15 protein-coding genes and 1 tRNA gene are annotated in these 18,083 nt (G+C 50.6%); 9 read left to right on the top strand and 7 right to left on the bottom strand.

The window, feature by feature from the left end; all coding sequences use genetic code 11:
• Window positions 1-176: 176 nt before the first annotated feature.
• Window positions 177-377 (top strand): helix-turn-helix transcriptional regulator, encoded by a 201-nt coding sequence (locus V6E55_RS18780; RefSeq protein ID WP_265185214.1) that lies wholly within the window; start codon window positions 177-179, stop codon window positions 375-377.
• A 235-nt stretch (window positions 378-612) separates the two neighbouring features.
• On the opposite strand, the gene V6E55_RS18775 is transcribed toward V6E55_RS18780, so the two are convergent.
• Window positions 613-1,242 carry a helix-turn-helix domain-containing protein gene (locus V6E55_RS18775; RefSeq protein WP_316943591.1) on the bottom strand — a complete coding sequence of 210 codons (630 nt, stop codon included), beginning with the start codon at window positions 1,240-1,242 and terminating at the stop codon, window positions 613-615.
• 330 nt (window positions 1,243-1,572) lie between these two features.
• On the opposite strand from V6E55_RS18775, the gene lpxP reads away from it, so the two are divergent.
• A complete protein-coding gene (lpxP, locus tag V6E55_RS18770) occupies window positions 1,573-2,493 on the top strand; it encodes a kdo(2)-lipid IV(A) palmitoleoyltransferase (protein WP_114977814.1) in 921 nt (306 codons plus the stop codon).
• Between the two features lie 356 nt (window positions 2,494-2,849).
• Window positions 2,850-2,921: a membrane protein YpdK gene (ypdK, locus tag V6E55_RS18765; RefSeq protein ID WP_099458937.1), complete on the top strand. Its 72-nt coding sequence runs from the start codon at window positions 2,850-2,852 to the stop codon at window positions 2,919-2,921.
• Between the two features lie 52 nt (window positions 2,922-2,973).
• Here the strand turns inward: ypdK and alaC are convergent, their stop codons facing one another.
• A complete protein-coding gene (gene alaC, locus V6E55_RS18760) occupies window positions 2,974-4,212 on the bottom strand; it encodes an alanine transaminase (RefSeq protein ID WP_049007114.1) in 1,239 nt (412 codons plus the stop codon).
• Between the two features lie 386 nt (window positions 4,213-4,598).
• Between alaC and V6E55_RS18755 the strand changes: the two genes are divergently transcribed.
• Complete coding sequence (locus V6E55_RS18755) at window positions 4,599-6,305, top strand: LytS/YhcK type 5TM receptor domain-containing protein (protein ID WP_236919666.1); 1,707 nt, start codon at window positions 4,599-4,601, stop codon at window positions 6,303-6,305.
• A gap of 3 nt (window positions 6,306-6,308) precedes the next feature.
• On the top strand, window positions 6,309-7,040 hold the full coding sequence (locus V6E55_RS18750) for a LytR/AlgR family response regulator transcription factor (RefSeq protein ID WP_114977604.1): 732 nt from the start codon (window positions 6,309-6,311) through the stop codon (window positions 7,038-7,040).
• A 31-nt stretch (window positions 7,041-7,071) separates the two neighbouring features.
• Here V6E55_RS18750 and glk read toward each other — a convergent pair whose 3' ends face one another.
• Complete coding sequence (gene glk / locus V6E55_RS18745) at window positions 7,072-8,037, bottom strand: glucokinase (RefSeq protein ID WP_316943590.1); 966 nt, start codon at window positions 8,035-8,037, stop codon at window positions 7,072-7,074.
• Window positions 8,038-8,179: 142 nt separating this feature from the next.
• Between glk and V6E55_RS18740 the strand changes: the two genes are divergently transcribed.
• Window positions 8,180-9,415, top strand: coding sequence for an ion channel protein (locus V6E55_RS18740; protein WP_129995261.1), 1,236 nt, complete (start codon window positions 8,180-8,182; stop codon window positions 9,413-9,415).
• Here the strand turns inward: V6E55_RS18740 and ipdC are convergent, their stop codons facing one another.
• Entirely contained in the window at window positions 9,416-11,074 is a 1,659-nt protein-coding gene (gene ipdC, locus V6E55_RS18735) for an indolepyruvate decarboxylase (RefSeq protein WP_316943589.1), read from the bottom strand.
• A gap of 184 nt (window positions 11,075-11,258) precedes the next feature.
• Here ipdC and mgrA point away from each other — a divergent pair, with 184 nt between their 5' ends.
• Complete coding sequence (gene mgrA / locus V6E55_RS18730) at window positions 11,259-12,257, top strand: L-glyceraldehyde 3-phosphate reductase (protein WP_129995259.1); 999 nt, start codon at window positions 11,259-11,261, stop codon at window positions 12,255-12,257.
• Window positions 12,258-12,384: 127 nt separating this feature from the next.
• Window positions 12,385-12,738, top strand: a complete 354-nt coding sequence (locus V6E55_RS18725; protein WP_114977599.1) for a DUF2502 domain-containing protein — start codon at window positions 12,385-12,387, stop codon at window positions 12,736-12,738.
• Between the two features lie 41 nt (window positions 12,739-12,779).
• Here the strand turns inward: V6E55_RS18725 and V6E55_RS18720 are convergent, their stop codons facing one another.
• Window positions 12,780-14,018, bottom strand: a complete 1,239-nt coding sequence (locus V6E55_RS18720; RefSeq protein ID WP_129995258.1) for an Nramp family divalent metal transporter — start codon at window positions 14,016-14,018, stop codon at window positions 12,780-12,782.
• A gap of 351 nt (window positions 14,019-14,369) precedes the next feature.
• Here V6E55_RS18720 and nupC point away from each other — a divergent pair, with 351 nt between their 5' ends.
• Window positions 14,370-15,557: a nucleoside permease NupC gene (nupC, locus tag V6E55_RS18715; RefSeq protein ID WP_028016181.1), complete on the top strand. Its 1,188-nt coding sequence runs from the start codon at window positions 14,370-14,372 to the stop codon at window positions 15,555-15,557.
• Window positions 15,558-15,602: 45 nt separating this feature from the next.
• On the opposite strand, the gene V6E55_RS18710 is transcribed toward nupC, so the two are convergent.
• Both V6E55_RS18710 and V6E55_RS18705 read right to left on the bottom strand, forming a co-directional pair.
• Window positions 15,603-17,792: an EAL domain-containing protein gene (locus V6E55_RS18710; protein WP_316943588.1), complete on the bottom strand. Its 2,190-nt coding sequence runs from the start codon at window positions 17,790-17,792 to the stop codon at window positions 15,603-15,605.
• Between the two features lie 215 nt (window positions 17,793-18,007).
• Window positions 18,008-18,083 (bottom strand) — tRNA-Ala (locus tag V6E55_RS18705).

Here is an 18,083-nt window from a genome sequence, read left to right as displayed (position 1 = left end):
AGATAGTGCCCGACCCTGAATGGCCGTAAAAAAGCCTCAGCCGGTTATGACGCAACTGATAGCCAGTTATGAGCTGGCTATTGGGTGCGAAAGCCCGTTATCCCTTTTGCCCGGCCACGCGCCGGGTTCTTTTTGCCTGGCTTCCAGGTTCGATTTCCAGACCGGAGATAAAACCCATGCAACACCAATTACAGCCCGATTCACTGGTTGATCTGAAATTCATCATGGCAGATACTGGTTTCGGAAAGACCTTCATCTATGACCGCATCAAAGACGGCACCCTGCCAAAAAGTAGACTAATCCACGGACGCGCCCGCTGGCTATATAGTGAACACTGCGAGTTCAAACAAAAACTCTTAAGCCGTCTCGATGGGTAAAATTGCGGGTAAAATAAAAACCGATCCTGAAAATCCCCTTTCTATACAATCCCCTGCCATGCCAATTCGATGTATGCAGGGGACACCATGACGCGCTCTCAGCACACCTCTTAACAAACTGATTTATATTATAAAATATTGCAATACTCATCCTATCAAGAACTATTTTTTCTAAAATGAGTGCCAGCTAAATTCAACGAGTGATTTTAAGTTCACTGCTCAACTAAAGATAAATTTATAAGACGTAACGATAAACCGGCACACGACGGGTCGTTCCCGTCAGATTTTCAAATACCCATGTTTCATCCGTTGTGATCCTCATTCCGGTTTTTCTCAGACGCGACACCTCAGCTGCAATTCGTTGGATACCAAACCAAAAAAGTGCATCAAGCGCAGTAACGTCCAGCCCACTTAGCAGCGCCCGCTTTAGTCGTTCAACTGGAGACTTAAGTTCTTTGGCAATTTGCAAAAAGGGTTCTGCGGTGTGGGTGGTTGGGCTAAGGCGCCGTATGCGGGTAGAGAGACGGTATTGATAATTATCAGGAATTTCACTGAGATCCGTTTTAACACTCCAGACACAACCGAAGCGTTTACCGTTAAAAATGACATTTTTCTGGCTGAGTTCCAGTTCGTTTCGAATCCCGGCTATTAGCTGGGGTGTGCGCACAAGCAGCAGACGAAAAGGTAGCTCGAAACTGGTAACGTAATCGACATTAAGCAAGGCAATACGTAAACGCTCTTCGGCTCCGGCTTTGCTCTCCCTGCATTCACTCAAAACATCATCCCACTGTTTTGTGAGGCGGGAAGGTTCATTCGCTTCTGTAAACCTGTACTTTTCAATCTGGTAATCGATTCGCTCAGTCACCGGTTCTTCCTGTCAGTCACGTTTTAGCCGATAAAACAGACTTTACCAGTACCCATGGTTATGCTCCAGAGATGACGTAATCCATCTTTAATCTGTCGATAAAAACCACAAAATCAATCACCTTTCTCACTGCCGCTTTTTTAAGCAAAAACGAGTAATAGCACATATCGTATAACGGTGCTACATTACGCCGTCCGCCCAAATCAGCAGTGGCCAGGCAACGCCGTAAAGTTCGGTAAAGCCTGCAACCATCACCTTGAAGAACGGTCTTATCTGCACGTCGTATCGCAAACTCTGCGCTACCTTTACAGGCTTCACATAGGTTTTACTATTTTGTCTCAATCCAAATTTGAACGTGCGTTTTTACACCCGCGTTACTGGTTTACATGGTTTGGCCTTGGTGTACTCTGGCTGCTGGTTCAGCTTCCCTACCCTGTACTGCGTTTGCTGGGGTCAAAACTGGGAAGTGCATCCCGCTATTTCCTGAAACGTCGTGAATCCATCGCGCGTAAAAATATCGAACTTTGCTTTCCTCAGTACAATGCTGAAGAGCGCGAGAAACTCATCTCTGAAAACTTCAAGTCTATCGGCATGGCACTGCTTGAGACCGGCATGGCCTGGTTCTGGCCTGATGAACGCGTCCGCAAATGGTTTGATGTTGAAGGCCTGGATAATCTTCAACGTGCGCAGAAGCAAAACCGCGGGGTGATGGTTGTCGGGGTTCACTTTATGTCGCTGGAATTGGGTGGTCGCGTGATGGGGCTTTGCCAGCCAATGATGGCAACCTATCGTCCTCACAACAGTCCACTGATGGAGTGGGTACAGACACGGGGTCGTATGCGTTCCAACAAGGCGATGATCAGCCGTAATAACCTGCGCGGTATGGTCGGCGCCCTGAAGAAAGGTGAAGCTGTCTGGTTTGCACCCGATCAGGATTACGGCCGTAAGGGCAGCAGTTTTGCTCCCTTCTTTGCAGTTAAAGACGTTGCAACGACCAATGGTACCTTTGTCATTTCGCGTCTTTCAGGTGCAGCTATGCTGACCGTGACGATGGTAAGGAAAGCAGATAAATCAGGCTATCGTCTGCACATTTCCCCTGAAATGGCTAACTATCCGGAAAACGAATGCGAAGCGGCAGCATTCATCAATAAAATTATCGAAACCGAAATCATGCGTGCGCCAGAGCAGTACCTCTGGATGCATCGCCGTTTCAAAACGCGTCCCCTTGGCGAAGCCTCGCTCTATATTTAATCCCTTCATAAAGGTTAGTTTCGCCAGGAAACTAACCTTTTCAATCACCTGTAATCACGCTGGACAATTGCTTTTCTGCGCGTCGCTAAAAGTGAATTTATTGCACTCTGAAATCAAACTGTCGCCGTTCCACGACACCCGTAAGTAACGGAAATTATTTGAAAAAATCCCTCTTGCCACCCCTCATTTTTAAGCGTACATTAGCGCCGTCTGGCAACAGGAAAGCACAGAATTCTGAGTTGGAGTTGGCGGCGTAACGGAAAAATTATCTGTTCCGTTTGACCGGATTTCAGCTCTCTATAATCAGGTGGACTCTGTTTTTAATGCGTACCAGAAGATACGCGGAGCGATGAAACGTGAAATATTTCTTTATGGGCATTTCGGTGATTGTTTTAGTCTGGGCCGGAACCTTTGCCCTGATGATTTAGTGAAGAATATGCAGTCAAAAAAACAGGAGCCATCGGCTCCTGTTTTTTTATGTCATGACGACGCGGGATTTTCAGCGATGCTTTTTGATGAAAGCAGGCCGTCGGCACGGAACATACTCTTAATGCCCCTCACTGCCTGACGAATACGGTCGCTGTTTTCAATCAGGGCGAATCGCACATGGGTGTCGCCATAGTCGCCAAAACCAATGCCAGGTGATACACACACTTTTGCATCCTGCAGCAGTTTTTTGGCAAACTCCAGGGAACCCATCGCCGCATACGGCTCCGGAATTTTAGCCCAGACGTACATGGACGCTTTCGGCATTTCTACCATCCAGCCAGCTTCATGTAACCCTTTCACCAGCACATCGCGACGACGTTTATACTGGGCAGCAATCTCATGAACGCATTGCTGATCACCTTCCAGAGCTGCAATAGCCGCGACCTGTAGCGGCGTAAACGTGCCGTAGTCGTGGTAACTCTTGATTCGCGCCAGTGCACTCACCAGCGTTTTGTTACCCACCATAAAGCCAATTCGCCAGCCCGCCATGTTGTAGCTTTTGGACAGCGTAAAGAACTCTACCGCTACATCGCGCGCGCCTGGAACCTGCATAATAGACGGAGCTTTCCAGCCGTCGTAGACGATGTCTGCATAGGCTAAATCATGAACCACCAGTACGTCATAACGCTTAGCCAGGGCCACAACTTTCTCGAAGAAATCGAGCTCCACACACTGCGCCGTTGGGTTCGACGGGAAACCGAGGATCATCATCTTAGGTTTCGGGTAACTTTCGCGAATTGCACGTTCCAGTTCGTTGAAGAAATCGACACCTTCCACCAGCGGCACAGAACGTACCTGTGCCCCGGCAATCACCGCGCCATAGATATGGATTGGGTAACTTGGATTCGGAACCAGCACCGTATCACCGTGATCCAGCGTTGCCAGCATCAGGTGTGCCAGGCCCTCTTTCGAGCCAATGGTCACAATGGCTTCACTTTCAGGATCGATATCAACCTGATAGCGATCCTGATACCAGCGCGAGATCGCGCGACGTAACCGAGGAATACCGCGAGACGTTGAGTAGCCATGCGTATCAGGACGCTGGGCAACCGTGCAAAGTTTCTCAACAATATGCGGTGGTGTTGGGCCGTCAGGGTTCCCCATACTGAAATCAATGATGTCTTCGCCACGACGACGTGCAGCCATCTTCAGTTCGGCGGTGATATTGAAAACATAAGGGGGGAGACGATCGATACGCGTAAAACGGCGTTCAGGACTGAATTCAGCCATAGATTCCTCAGATTAACGTTAGCGCCCGGACCGTCCGAGCGACGCTGCCACGCATGTGGCGTGTTTAGAAAATAACCTGAAAAAAATCATGCTGTCGAGAGGGAAATGAAAAAAAAGCGATCGCGCTAAAACCGGAACCCTGCTGCGTCGAAAAGCGGAAGCTCCTGAGTGGATTTCATCTTTTTGATAGCTGTTATTTAACACAATGATATCAAAACAGTTACCTGCCGGGACGTCGATAATAAAAAATCGGGACATGTCAGCGCACACCAGATAATCCCCTTTGTAAATTATGGTTTTTCCTCATTTGATAAACCTGACGGATAGCTGGTCAATACGCGTCAGGTTTTTTATCATGGTTCTTTCCCGTTACCCCAGGTCTACTCGTGCACGAAATATTCACTATGCTGTTGGCGGTTTTTGACCGGGCGGCATTAATGCTGATTTGCCTGTTCTTCCTTATTCGCATTCGCTTGTTTCGCGAGCTTTTGCATAAGTCTGCACACTCCCCCAAAGAGTTACTGGCTGTTACCGCCATCTTTTCACTGTTTGCGCTGTTCAGCACCTGGTCCGGCGTGCCGGTTGAAGGGTCGCTGGTTAACGTGCGGATTATTGCCGTCATGTCCGGCGGAATTTTGTTTGGCCCGTGGGTGGGCGTCATAACCGGCCTGATCGCTGGCACCCATCGCTACCTGATTGATATCGGTGGCGTGACGGCTGTGCCGTGCTTTATCACCAGCATTATTGCCGGGGTACTTTCCGGGTGGATTAACCGCAAGATCCCGAAAAAGCAGCGCTGGCGTGCCGGGATCATCGCAGGCATGGTGTGCGAAACGCTGACCATGATCCTGGTCGTGGTTTGGGCTCCCACTACTGCACTGGGGCTGGATATCGTCTCGAAAATCGGTATTCCAATGATTCTGGGCAGCGTCTGTATCGGTTTTATCGTGCTGCTGGTGCAAAGTGTCGAAGGGGAAAAGGAGGCCAGTGCTGCTCGCCAGGCCAAACTGGCGCTCGATATTGCCAACAAAACCCTGCCGCTTTTCCGCCACGTTAACGCGGAATCATTGCGTCAGGTCTGCGAGATTATCCGCCACGATATTCACGCCGATGCTGTCGCCATCACCAACATCGACCACGTGCTAGCCTATGTCGGTGTTGGGGAACACAACTATCACGACAACGATGACACCATCAGCCCGACCACCAGACAGGCGATTAACTACGGTAAAATCATCATCAAAAACAATGATGAAGCCCACCGGACGCCGGAAATCCACTCCATGCTGGTGATCCCGTTATGGGAAAAAGGTGTTGTGACGGGCACGCTGAAAATTTATTACTGCCACGCGCATCAGATCACCTCCTCACTTCAGGAGATGGCCATCGGTCTGTCGCAAATTATCTCCACACAACTGGAAGTTTCCAGGGCAGAGCAGCTGCGCGAGATGGCAAATAAGGCAGAGCTGCGCGCACTGCAGAGCAAAATCAATCCCCATTTCCTGTTTAATGCCTTGAACGCCATCTCCTCTTCAATTCGGTTGAATCCGGACACTGCGCGCCAGCTGATTTTCAATCTGTCGCGCTATTTGCGCTACAACATAGAACTGAAAGATGACGAGCAGATCGACATCAAAAAAGAGCTGTACCAGATTAAAGACTACATCGCGATTGAGCAGGCACGCTTTGGCGACAAACTCACGGTTATTTACGATATTGATGAAGAGGTCAACTGCGTGATCCCGAGCCTGCTTATCCAGCCGCTGGTCGAAAACGCGATTGTTCACGGTATTCAGCCCTGTAAAGGTAAAGGCGTCGTGACCATCAGCGTCACCGAAAGCGGCAACCGTGTGCGTATTGCCGTACGCGATACCGGACACGGGATTGATCCCAAAGTTATTGAGCGCGTGGAGTCTAATGAGATGCCCGGGAATAAAATTGGGCTACTGAACGTGCACCATCGGGTCAAACTGCTCTATGGTGACGGGCTGCATATTCACCGTCTTGAACCGGGTACCGAAATCGCTTTTTACGTCCCGAATGAACGTTCTCCCGTTCATGCGACAACATCCCTGTTACCCCTGGTGGAGTGACCTATGAAAGTCATCATTGTAGAAGATGAAATTCTGGCTCAACAGGAGCTAACCTGGCTTATCAAAACCCACAGCCAGATGGAGATTGTGGGTACCTTTGATGATGGTCTGGATGTGCTGAAGTTTCTGCAGCACAACCGGGTCGACGCTATTTTTCTCGATATCAATATTCCGTCGCTGGATGGCGTATTACTGGCGCAAAACATCAATCAGTTTGCCCATAAGCCGTTCATTGTTTTCGTCACCGCCTGGAAAGAGCACGCCGTGGAAGCCTTCGAACTGGAGGCATTTGACTATATTCTTAAGCCTTACCAGGAGTCGCGTATTATCAGCATGCTGCAAAAGCTGGAAGCAGCATGGCAGCAACAGACGGCCCCCGCTAACGCCAGCCCAACAGTGCGGGAAAACGACACAATTAATCTGGTCAAAGATGAACGTATCATCGTGACGCCAGTCAATGATATTTACTACGCCGAAGCGCATGAGAAGATGACGTTTGTTTATACACGTCGAGAATCTTACGTGATGGCGATGAACATCACCGAGTTCTGCAGCAAACTGCCTGCGGCACACTTCTTCCGCTGCCACCGTTCGTTTTGTGTGAATTTAAATAAGATCCGCGAGATCGAACCGTGGTTTAACAACACCTATATTTTACGTCTGAAGGATCTGGATTTTCAGGTGCCGGTAAGCCGCAGCAAAGTGAAAGAATTTCGTCAGTTGATGCATCTGTAAAGCGCCCCCTCACGCGGAGAGGGCAGTGTCGTCAAAGGATTTGACCGAGAACCTGACGCAGATGGGCACCCGAGCCAAGAAGACCTGGGTTGTCGTGCACGATGAGGTAGACAGGGATGTCCTGCACGTAGCTTCTGAAACGCCCTTTATCTTCAAACCCACCACGGAAACCAGAGGCTTTAAAGAAATCGAGGAAACGCGGTACGATCCCGCCCGCAATATAGACACCACCGAATGTGCCCAGCGTCAGTGCCAGGTTGCCACCGAAGCGTCCCATGATCACGCAGAACAACGACAGTGCACGACGGCAGTCAATGCAACTGTCCGCCAGCGCACGTTCGGTCACATCTTTCGGCTGCAGGTTTTCCGGCAGACGACCGTCTGATTTCACAATCGCACGGTACAGGTTGACCAGCCCGGGGCCGGAAAGGACGCGCTCAGCGGAGACGTGTCCAATCTCAGCGCGCAATTCTTCAAGGATAATGCCCTCTTCTTCGCTGTTTGGCGCAAAGTCAACATGCCCCCCCTCGCCCGGCAGGCTAACCCAGCGCTGAGCAACGTGCACCAGATGCGATACCCCCAGACCGGTTCCTGCGCCATAGACGGCAATCGGTTTACCTTCGACTGGCTCCGCACCGCCAAACTGAATCAGATGCTCAGGCTTTAGCATCGGGATCGCCATGGAAACCGCAGTGAAGTCATTGATGATTTCAAGATGCGCAAAACGGAGATTTGTTTTCATCTCAGCGATGGAAAATGCCCAGGTATGGTTGGTCATCGCAACCCAGTCACCAGTAATCGGGCAGGCAATGGCAATGCAACCGTCCTCGACGCTCACCTGATGCTCTTCCAGATAGACGCGGACAACGGCCTCAAGGCTCGGATAATCCAGCCCTGAATAGGTTTTCGCCCTGGAAATTTCACCGCTACTTATATCGCATAATGCAAGGCGCGCGTTTGTACCGCCCACATCACCTACCAAAGCATACTTTGTCATTCTTCTACTGCTCCGCTAAAGTCAGAATAAATCTTTGGAACACTGTAAATTCAAGGAGTGATAACAACAACGACCGGAAGACGAATGCCCGTGGATTAGCGATCTTCGTCACAGAATAACGTTACCGTACAAGGAAATCATCATGCTCCACCCGCGAGCCAGAACCATGCTGCTGCTGGCAATTCCGGCGTTAATTATTGGCGTTGTCTCAAGTCTGGTGCTCATTGTCGTGATGAAAGTCGCCTCGGTGCTGCAAACGATGTTATGGGCAGCGCTTCCTGCAAAGCTGGGGGTCAATGTTGATTCTCCTGCATGGGTTATTTTGATGCTGACGTTAACTGGTATTGCGGTTGGGCTGGTGATCCGTTTCAGTCCCGGTCATGCCGGCCCAGACCCGGCGCAGGAACCCTTGATTGGTGCTCCAGTTTCCCCCTCGGCATTACCTGGGTTGATCATCGCGTTGATTCTGGGTCTGGCGGGCGGTGTCAGTCTGGGGCCGGAGCATCCGATCATGGCGGTCAATATCGGTCTGGCGGTTTACCTCGGTGCACGAATTTTACCCCGTGTCGCCGCACTGGACTGGACTATCCTTGCCTCCGCAGGCACCATCGGAGCGCTTTTCGGCACGCCCGTTGCTGCCGCACTCATTTTTTCTCAGACCCTCAGCAGCAATAACGATGTCCCGCTCTGGGATAAACTCTTTGCACCGCTGATGGCCGCTGCCGCCGGCGCGCTGACCACCAGCCTGTTTTTCCATCCCCATTTTTCACTCTCTCTGCCCCACTATGGACAGATGCAAATTGCCGATATTTTCAGCGGCGCTATCGTCGCAGCGATCGCCATTGCGCTGGGCATGGTGGCAGTATGGTGTCTTCCGCGCCTTCATCGGCTGATGCATAAACTTAAACACCCGGTGTTAATTCTGGGGGTGGGCGGTTTTATCCTCGGTATTTTAGGGGCAATCGGCGGGGCAGTGACGTTATTCAAAGGTCTGGATGAGATGCAGCAACTGGCCTTCAGCCAGGTGTTTAGTGTTTCAGATTATCTGCTGTTTGCGGTGATCAAACTGGCGGCGCTGGTGGTAGCTTCGGCCTGTGGTTTCCGCGGTGGCCGTATTTTCCCGGCGGTGTTTATCGGTGTCGCGCTGGGGCTGATGCTGCACGAACATGTGGATGCCGTCCCGGCGGCCATTACCGTTTCTTGCTCGATTCTGGGGCTGGTTCTGGTGGTCACGCGCGACGCGTGGCTAAGTCTGTTTATGGCGGCGGTAGTGGTGCCGGATTCGACGCTTTTCCCTCTGCTCTGTATCGTGATGTTGCCCGCCTGGCTCCTGCTGGCGGGCAAACCCATGATGATGGCCTGGCGGAACGATAAGTAATCAGGCGTTATTACGCGCTTCCAGCGCTTTGGTAATGGCCCCCAGCAACGGCGGGATGTCTGCTTTCGGCAGCATCACCTCAATCAGCGAGAGCCGCTCGTGGTGCGCCACTTTTTCAAGCACGTCCACCAGCTGTTCCGCTTCACTGACCCGCCAGCACTGAGCCTGAGGATCAAGGCTCAGTGCCTGTGGAATTTGCGTCCAGTTCCACAACGCAATGTCGTTGTACCGCTGTTCCGGCCCGTGGATCGCGCGTTCAACCGTGTACCCTTCGTTGTTAAGCACAAGAATGATGGGGTGCTGTTTATCACGCAACATCGACCCAAGCTCCTGAATAGTCAGCTGAGCCGCACCATCCCCAGTCAGGACAATCACGCGCCGGTTTGGACATGCCGTTTGCGCACCGAATGCTGCCGCCAGCGTATAACCAATCGACCCCCACAGCGGCTGGACGATAAAATTCACGTCTGCCGGTAGACGAAGGTCAATCGCACCAAAAGCCGAAGTTCCCTGATCCGCAAGAATGATGTCTCCCGGGCGAATGAACGTTTGCAACGTTCGCCAGAAATTCTCCTGGGTAAGCGAACCATCTGGCTGCGGGTAGGCCATAGCGCTATGAGACGACGGCACAGGCGTATCGTGCACGTGCTGTTTGCACAGCTCCACCAGCGTCTCAATCGCCTGCAGCATCGGGATTCCGGTAAACCAGATATCGCCGACGCGAGCGGCATGAGGCTGGACTTCTATCGTTTGCGCCGGGGTTAACTGATGAGTGAACCCCGCCGTCAGGGTATCGGTAAAACGTGTGCCAATACACAACACCGTGTCCGCCCCTTCAATCGCCTCTTTTACTGCGCCAGCGCTGGCCGAACCACTGTATGTACCGTAAAAACCTGTGTAACGTTCATCGAATATGCCTTTGCCCATCAGCATGGTGGCATGCGCCATCGGTACGTCCTTCACCCATTTTTGTAGCGCATGTTTCAGGCCATGACGCAGGACCAGAAAATCAGCCAGGAGTGCAGTACGTTTGCTTCTGGCAAGCTTGCTCTCTGCAGCATCGCGAAACGCCTTCAGGCAGGCACTATCGGCATGCGTATGCTTTAAGGTGAGAGCGCTTACAGGAGGGGTAGCGGCTTTTTTTGCCACATCGGCAGGCAACATCAGATAGCCGGGCCTGCGTTCACGAAGCATTGTGGTCAGTACCCGGTCTATCTCATAACAGGCATTTTGTTCGGTAAGGATCGCTTGTGCGACGGTGATCGGTTCGCTCATATGGTAAAAATGACGAAACTCACCATCACCCAATGTATGATGTAGCAACTCCCCTCTTTGCTGTGACGCCGTCCCCGGCGCCCCCACAATATGTAATACCGGCACGTGCTCAGCATAGCTGCCAGCGATACCGTTCATGGCACTTAATTCTCCAACACCGAATGTCGTCAGCAGCGCGGCAAAGCCCTTACATCGGGCGTATCCATCAGCGGCATAAGATGCATTTAGCTCGTTGGCACAGCCCACCCAACAGATATCCGGGCTGTCTATCACATGGTCGAGAAACTGCAGGTTATAGTCGCCTGGCACGCCAAACAGATGATCGGCTCCACAATCTGTAAGACGGTCCAGCAGGTAATCGGCGACACAGTATGGGGTACGCATGACAGGTATCCTTCTTATGTTGACCTCACTTTGAGTATTAAAGAAGCGTGATGGCTGTCCAGAATTGGCAGTAAGAAGGGTATGGAAAGAATGCTTTACAAAAATGGCTGCGTTATTCTCCTTTTCTTCACGGTAGTGTAAACGCATACACTAATTTTTCTTTTCAGCGCCAGAGGTCATGAGAATGGGTTATCAGCCGGACAAAAACCGTTATCAGACAATGCAGTACCGTCGCTGTGGGCAGAGCGGCCTGAAACTGCCAGCCATCTCCCTTGGGCTTTGGCATAACTTCGGTGACGCCACGCTTATCGAAAACAGCCGTCAACTTTTACAGCGCGCCTTCGATCTGGGCATTACGCATTTCGACCTTGCCAATAACTATGGCCCGCCACCGGGATCAGCGGAACGTAATTTTGGCCGTATTTTGCAGGAGGATTTCCTGCCATGGCGCGACGAATTGATCATCTCAACCAAAGCGGGCTATACCATGTGGGAAGGCCCTTACGGTGACTGGGGGTCACGCAAATATCTGCTGGCAAGTCTGGATCAAAGCCTGAAACGCATGGGACTGGAGTATGTTGATATCTTCTACCATCATCGTCCTGACCCACACACGCCGCTGCTGGAAACAATGAAAGCGCTTGACCATATCGTGCGTCAGGGAAAAGCGCTGTATGTCGGGTTATCCAACTACCCCGCTGAACTGGCTCGTAAAGCGATTGATATCCTTGAAGACCTTGGTACGCCCTGCCTGATCCACCAGCCGAAATACTCTATGTTTGAACGCGCGCCGGAAGAGGGTTTGCTGGATGTACTGCTGGAAAAAGGGGTCGGGTGTATTCCCTTCTCGCCACTGGCAGGAGGTCAACTAACCAACCGCTATCTGAACGGTATCCCCGCAGACTCACGTGCGGCGAGTGGCAGTAAGTTCCTTAATCCTGACCAGATAACTGAAGAGAAGCTGATTAAGGTCAGAAAACTGAACGCCCTGGCGGAAAGCCGCAGCCAGAAGCTGTCTCAGATGGCGCTGGCCTGGATCTTACGCCATGAATCGGTGACATCTGTACTTATTGGGGCAAGCAAGGCCGCCCAGATTGATGACGCCGTGGGCATGCTGGAAAACGGCCATTTTTCAGATGAAGAACTGAACATTATTGAGGAGATCCTGGGCAGCTCAAAATAAAAGCATTTTTAGCAAAAAGTGCTCTCACTCATGAATTCGGAGTTCAGGCGATGAAACGAGGCTTTACCAACTCGTAATATTGAGTTAACAGGCCTCGCAAAGGCCCCGATCGTGAAGGAGAAAGAGTATGTTCAGGTCACTGATTCTTGCAGCGGTATTACTGGCTTCGGCCCCGCTCATCGCCACTGCGGGCGAAATCACCCTGTTGCCATCAGTAAAATTACAAATTGGCGATCGTGACGACTACGGCAGATACTGGGACGGTGGCTACTGGCGCGACCGTGATTACTGGCATCGTCACTATGAGTGGCGTGGAGATCGCTGGTGGAAACATGATAATGGTTTGCATCGCGGCTGGTATAAAAACAACGCCTATGAGCGTGGTTACCGTGAAGGCTGGAACGACCGTGATGACCGCCGCGGTGGTGGTTGGGACCACGGCGGAAGAGGACGTGGTGGTCATGGCCATGGTCGCCATTAATGCAAAAAGGAGCCTCACGGCTCCTTTTTCTTTATTACAACTTACAGACCTAACACTGTTCCAATCAACAACCACAGATTCAGTGCAACCACTACCACGACAATAGCCCAGCCGATCCGTTTCACCAGTGTTGTGTTAACCAGGTCGCCCATCAGTGCTTTGTTGCTGGTAAAAATCAGTAACGGCACCAGCGCCAGCGCAATACCAAAACTCAACAAGACCTGACTCATGACCAGGATCCTCGTTGGATCGAGCCCCATCAGAATCACGATAAATGACGGTAACATCGTGACAGAGCGACGCACCCACAGTGGAATATGGAAACGAACAAACCCCTGCATGACCACCTGCCCTGCCAGGGTCCCCACAACCGTAGAGGAGAGACCCGCCGCCACCAGACTCAGACCAAATATCGTGGCAGCAGCGTGGCTCAGTAACGGCTCCAGCGTAAGATAAGCCTGGTCGAGATCGGCAATCCCGGTGTGGCCGTTAAAGTGGAAAGCGGCCGCGGCTGTCGCCATCATCGCCAGATTCACAAAACCAGCAATTGTCATGGCGATAGCCACATCCCATTTGGTCGCAGAGTAACGTTCTTTACGTGTCCCGCCGTGGAGATGCTGAGTCAGTGAAGAGTGCAGATAAATGACATGCGGCATGATGGTCGCCCCCAGCACACCAGCGGCCAGAAACACCGCTTCAGAGGTTGGCAGACTTGGGATCACCATCCCTTTACTGAGCTGCGCCAGATTGGGTTGTGAGAAAACCAGCTCAACAATATAGGCCGCAGCGACAAACAACAGCAGACCGCCAATTACCTTCTCCAGCGGTTTTTGCCCCCTACGCTGCAACATCAAAATCAGGAAAGTAGCGATCCCGGTCAGTACCGCCCCCTGCAACAGCGACACCCCCAAAATCAATTTAAAGCCAATCGCCGCACCGATAAATTCAGCGAGATCGGTCGCCATGGCGATGATTTCGGCCTGAATCCAGTAGAGCCAGACCGCCGGGCGCGGATAATGATCGCGAATTTGCTCCGCCAGGTTTTTACCCGTGGCAATCCCAAGCTTTGCGGATAGCATCTGAATCAGCATCGCCATCAGGTTAGCCCAGACGACTACCCACAGCAGTTTGTAGCCAAAGCTGGCCCCGGCCTGAATATTGGTCGCAAAGTTACCTGGATCGATATAGCCAATGGCAGCAATGAACGCAGGTCCCATTAATGCGAACCGCAACTTGCGCGCTGCTCTGCCACTGCTACCCTCTACGCGACTGTTTGTCATTTCTGCCTCTGGAAATATAGCCTTTGCTATGTTTAATGCTATCAAAATGAGAATGATTATCAAGATCATTTATGAAGTTAACAGTGATTTCTCTGATAGCTTTGGACGATAGACAGGCGGGTAAGCTGAGGGCGACCTGACAATAACTGAAATCGCGCGCTCTTTTGTGAAGACTAGCACACAAACTTAACTTTTCACTCATTTACCTAACATAACAAAAATGTATTGTGGATCACTAATTTTGAGACTCGTCACAGGATGTAACTATAGTGTGCCCTTGATCTCGTTTTCTTTTCCTTCGTTACATAGAATGTGCAAGAAAATTAAACCTGCCTCAAATTTGGAGCAAATATGGACCGCGTCCTTCATTTTGTCCTGGCACTTGTTGTCGTTACTGCACTTGCATTGCTGGTCAGCACAGACCGCAAAAAAATTCGTATTCGTTATGTTGTCCAACTGCTGGTCATTGAAGTTTTACTCGCCTGGTTCTTCCTGAACTCCAACGTGGGGCTTGGCTTCGTAAAAGGCTTCTCCGAAATGTTCGAAAAACTGCTCGGGTTTGCCAACGAAGGGACGAACTTTGTCTTCGGTAAAATGAACGACGAAGGTCTGGCGTTCTTCTTCCTGAAGGTGCTATGCCCAATTGTCTTCATCTCTGCGCTGATCGGTATTCTGCAGCACATCCGTGTTCTGCCGTTTATTATTCGTGGAATTGGTTTCCTGTTATCCAAAGTGAACGGCATGGGTAAACTGGAATCATTCAACGCCGTCAGTTCCCTGATCCTCGGTCAGTCTGAGAACTTCATCGCGTATAAAGATATTCTCGGTAAGATGTCCCGCAACCGCATGTACACCATGGCGGCAACCGCAATGTCTACCGTTTCCATGTCTATCGTGGGCGCGTATATGACCATGCTGGAGCCAAAGTACGTGGTTGCTGCACTGGTTCTGAACATGTTCAGCACCTTTATTGTTCTGTCACTGATCAACCCGTACCGCGTTGATGCCAGCGAAGAGAACATCCAGATGTCAAACCTGCACGAAGGTCAGAGCTTCTTCGAAATGCTGGGTGAGTACATTCTGGCAGGTTTCAAAGTGGCGATTATCGTTGCCGCCATGCTGATCGGCTTTATTGCGCTGATTTCTGGCCTGAACGCCCTGTTCGCTGCGGTTCTGGGTATCTCCTTCCAGGGTATTCTGGGCTACATCTTCTACCCTATTGCATGGGTGATGGGTGTTCCGGCTCACGAAGCACTGCAGGTGGGCAGTATTATGGCGACTAAACTGGTGTCTAACGAATTCGTTGCGATGATGGATCTGCAGAAGATTGCCAGCACCCTTTCTCCACGCGCGGAAGGCATTCTGTCCGTGTTCCTGGTTTCCTTCGCTAACTTCTCATCCATCGGTATTATCGCCGGTGCGATTAAAGGTCTGAACGAAGAACAGGGTAACGTGGTTTCTCGCTTTGGCCTGAAACTGGTTTACGGCTCTACGCTGGTAAGCGTCCTGTCTGCTTCTATCGCAGCACTGGTACTGTAACGTTTACTGTTAAAACACAAACCGGGAGCCTGGCTCCCGGTTTTTTTATGCCCGCAATTCTTCCAGCGGTGTAGGTTTACCTATCAGGTAGCCCTGCAGATAATCCACACCGAAGCGAAGCAGCATCTCGCGCTGCGCCGGTGTTTCTACATATTCCGCCACCACACACAGAGATTTTGTCTTCGCCAGATTACACATCGACTGGACGATCATCGCATCCATATCATCGGTACAAATGTCTTTAACAAAACAGCCGTCAATTTTAATGATATCTGCCTGCAGGCGTCTGAGACGCTCGTAGTTGGCGTAGCCAGTACCAAAATCATCGATGGCAATCCGGAAACCGTAATCCCGCAGTTGCTGAATATTGTGGATGCTGCAGCCTGAATTTGAGAAGGCCTGCTCTTCGGTGATCTCAATCACGACGGCCTGAGGCGCAACGCCGTATCGTTCAAAGAGGGCGCAAATTTCAGTCGCCACCTCTTTTTGCATCAACGTCAACGGCATCAGATTGACAGAAAAACGGGCGCCGGCATGCGTCGCTGGGTTATCGCGCAGCCACGCCAGTAACTTTTCCACTACACACATATCGAACCGATGGCTCAGGTTGAACTGGGCTATCAATGGAATAAAGCGATCAGGGGTAATGATCTCCCCTTCACTTTCCATCCGCGCCAGAATTTCGTAGTACCCGCTCCCGTCAGCCTTCTGGATAGGCTGCGCGTATAAATGAAACTGGCCCGCGTCCAGAGCGTGTTTAATGCGCGCTAACATCAGAACACGTTCTGTCGTTTGTCCTGATGCCGCCTCAAGGCTATTCGTGAGCGCAAGAACGTTATGCGCACCGCAGGATTGCTCTGCCAGCCAGCTCAGTTGCCCCAGCGTGTGGTGTAACTTTTCGCCGTTTTCAACCATCCCCCAGGACGCGCCAAATTCAATATCCAACCCGGTATTGTTCCAGAAAATCTTACGGCTGTTCAGTTGATCAACCATATGCTGGAGACGCCCAGCGGTTCCCGGTCCCAGCAATACCAGCACCAGCTCGCTGCCAGGTAACTGGAAGAGAGACTCATCTTTTTGCAAAAGTGGCTGCAGCGACGTGGTGACAATTCGTTTGCAATGTACCCGCATGAGAATGCCGTAGTGGCGGCTCAAAAACTCAAGGTTATCCATTCGCAGACAGCACACTTTGGCATCCGGATGAACCAGAAGAAAATCCTCCAGCGCACGGATGTTCGGTAAACCCGTCAGTGGATCGGTTAACGCTCTATCCTGCCAGCCCTGCTTCAACCACTCGCTACGCTGGTAAATCCGCGACATGTAAAGCAAACAAATAGCGAAAGAGATAAGCACAGAGAGAATGAAGGAGAGTGAATGACCCGATTCCACCCCGCTCAGGAAGTTGTAGTTGTAGGTCAGCAGCAGGAGTGCAGAAGCGGCCCAGAGCAGAGAGATGACTGCATAACTCAGACGGCTTATCGCTAACGTGAAGAGAATAAAAATAACCGGCATCAAATAGCCTGCAATAACAGGTGACTCAACGGGAGCACATAAAATTGCGATGATGAAGACCAGAACTATCAGCCAGATGAATATATAAAGTGGTTTCTTGTGGAAAAACACGGGCTTTACGCTTCGCCGCCAGAAAGTGATGGCGTAGCGGGGATTAATTATCATTCGTAATGGGTAATAGAACATCATGGTAAAAATCAGTGCCGCGCATATCAGGCTTTGAATATCCACCACGTTGTAAATTACCGTTCCTTCCCCGAAATAGGTTGAGATTGTTACCGGGAAATCAAACAAATAGCCTGCAAGATACATCGACATCTTAATACCTAATGGCACGATAAAACCGAGCCAGAATATACGTAATCCGATGTGCTTGTTGGGGATGGAGTAGCGCCAACGCTTGCCCAGCATGAGGCGCAGAAGACCGCAGGCCGCGAACAACGCAAAGGTCTGACAAAACAGTAATACTGAATATTGTAGCGGTGCTAAATTAAAATAAAATAAATTAGTGACAGTAAAACCTAACAAAATAGGAAGAATTGCCCTACGGCCAAATAACAAAATCACCGCCAGCATAACGCTTAAGGGAAGCCATGCCAAATAAACATCGTGGCCATTAACAATTGCATGCGGAGAGAGGTAACGGGAGAAAGGTACCGCAATCAGGCAGAGTGCCAGAGCAATCATAAATATCTTTACGTTATTGTAAGTTTTTCTATTCATTAAGCTGATGAGTATATTATCCGTTCGTATCATTGACCGAATGGATAATATGTTTATTAATTGCGCGAAGCAAGTTCAAGTCTATTTATAGACAGGTTTATTGATTTCGATTGAGGTGAGGTACAGGAATACACCTGTTTTTATAACAAAATGCAGTGGCTGATGTTACAAATACATAAAAAAAGCCCTCGTCTTTTGACGAGGGCTTAAAATTTTGGTGGAGCTAAGCGGGATCGAACCGCTGACCTCTTGCATGCCATGCAAGCGCTCTCCCAGCTGAGCTATAGCCCC

Source organism: Enterobacter sp. 342 (assembly GCF_036663495.1).
Classification (GTDB): Bacteria; Pseudomonadota; Gammaproteobacteria; order Enterobacterales; family Enterobacteriaceae; genus Enterobacter.
Note: the sequence above shows the minus strand (reverse complement) of the source record. Positions and strands in the feature narration are given on the sequence as shown.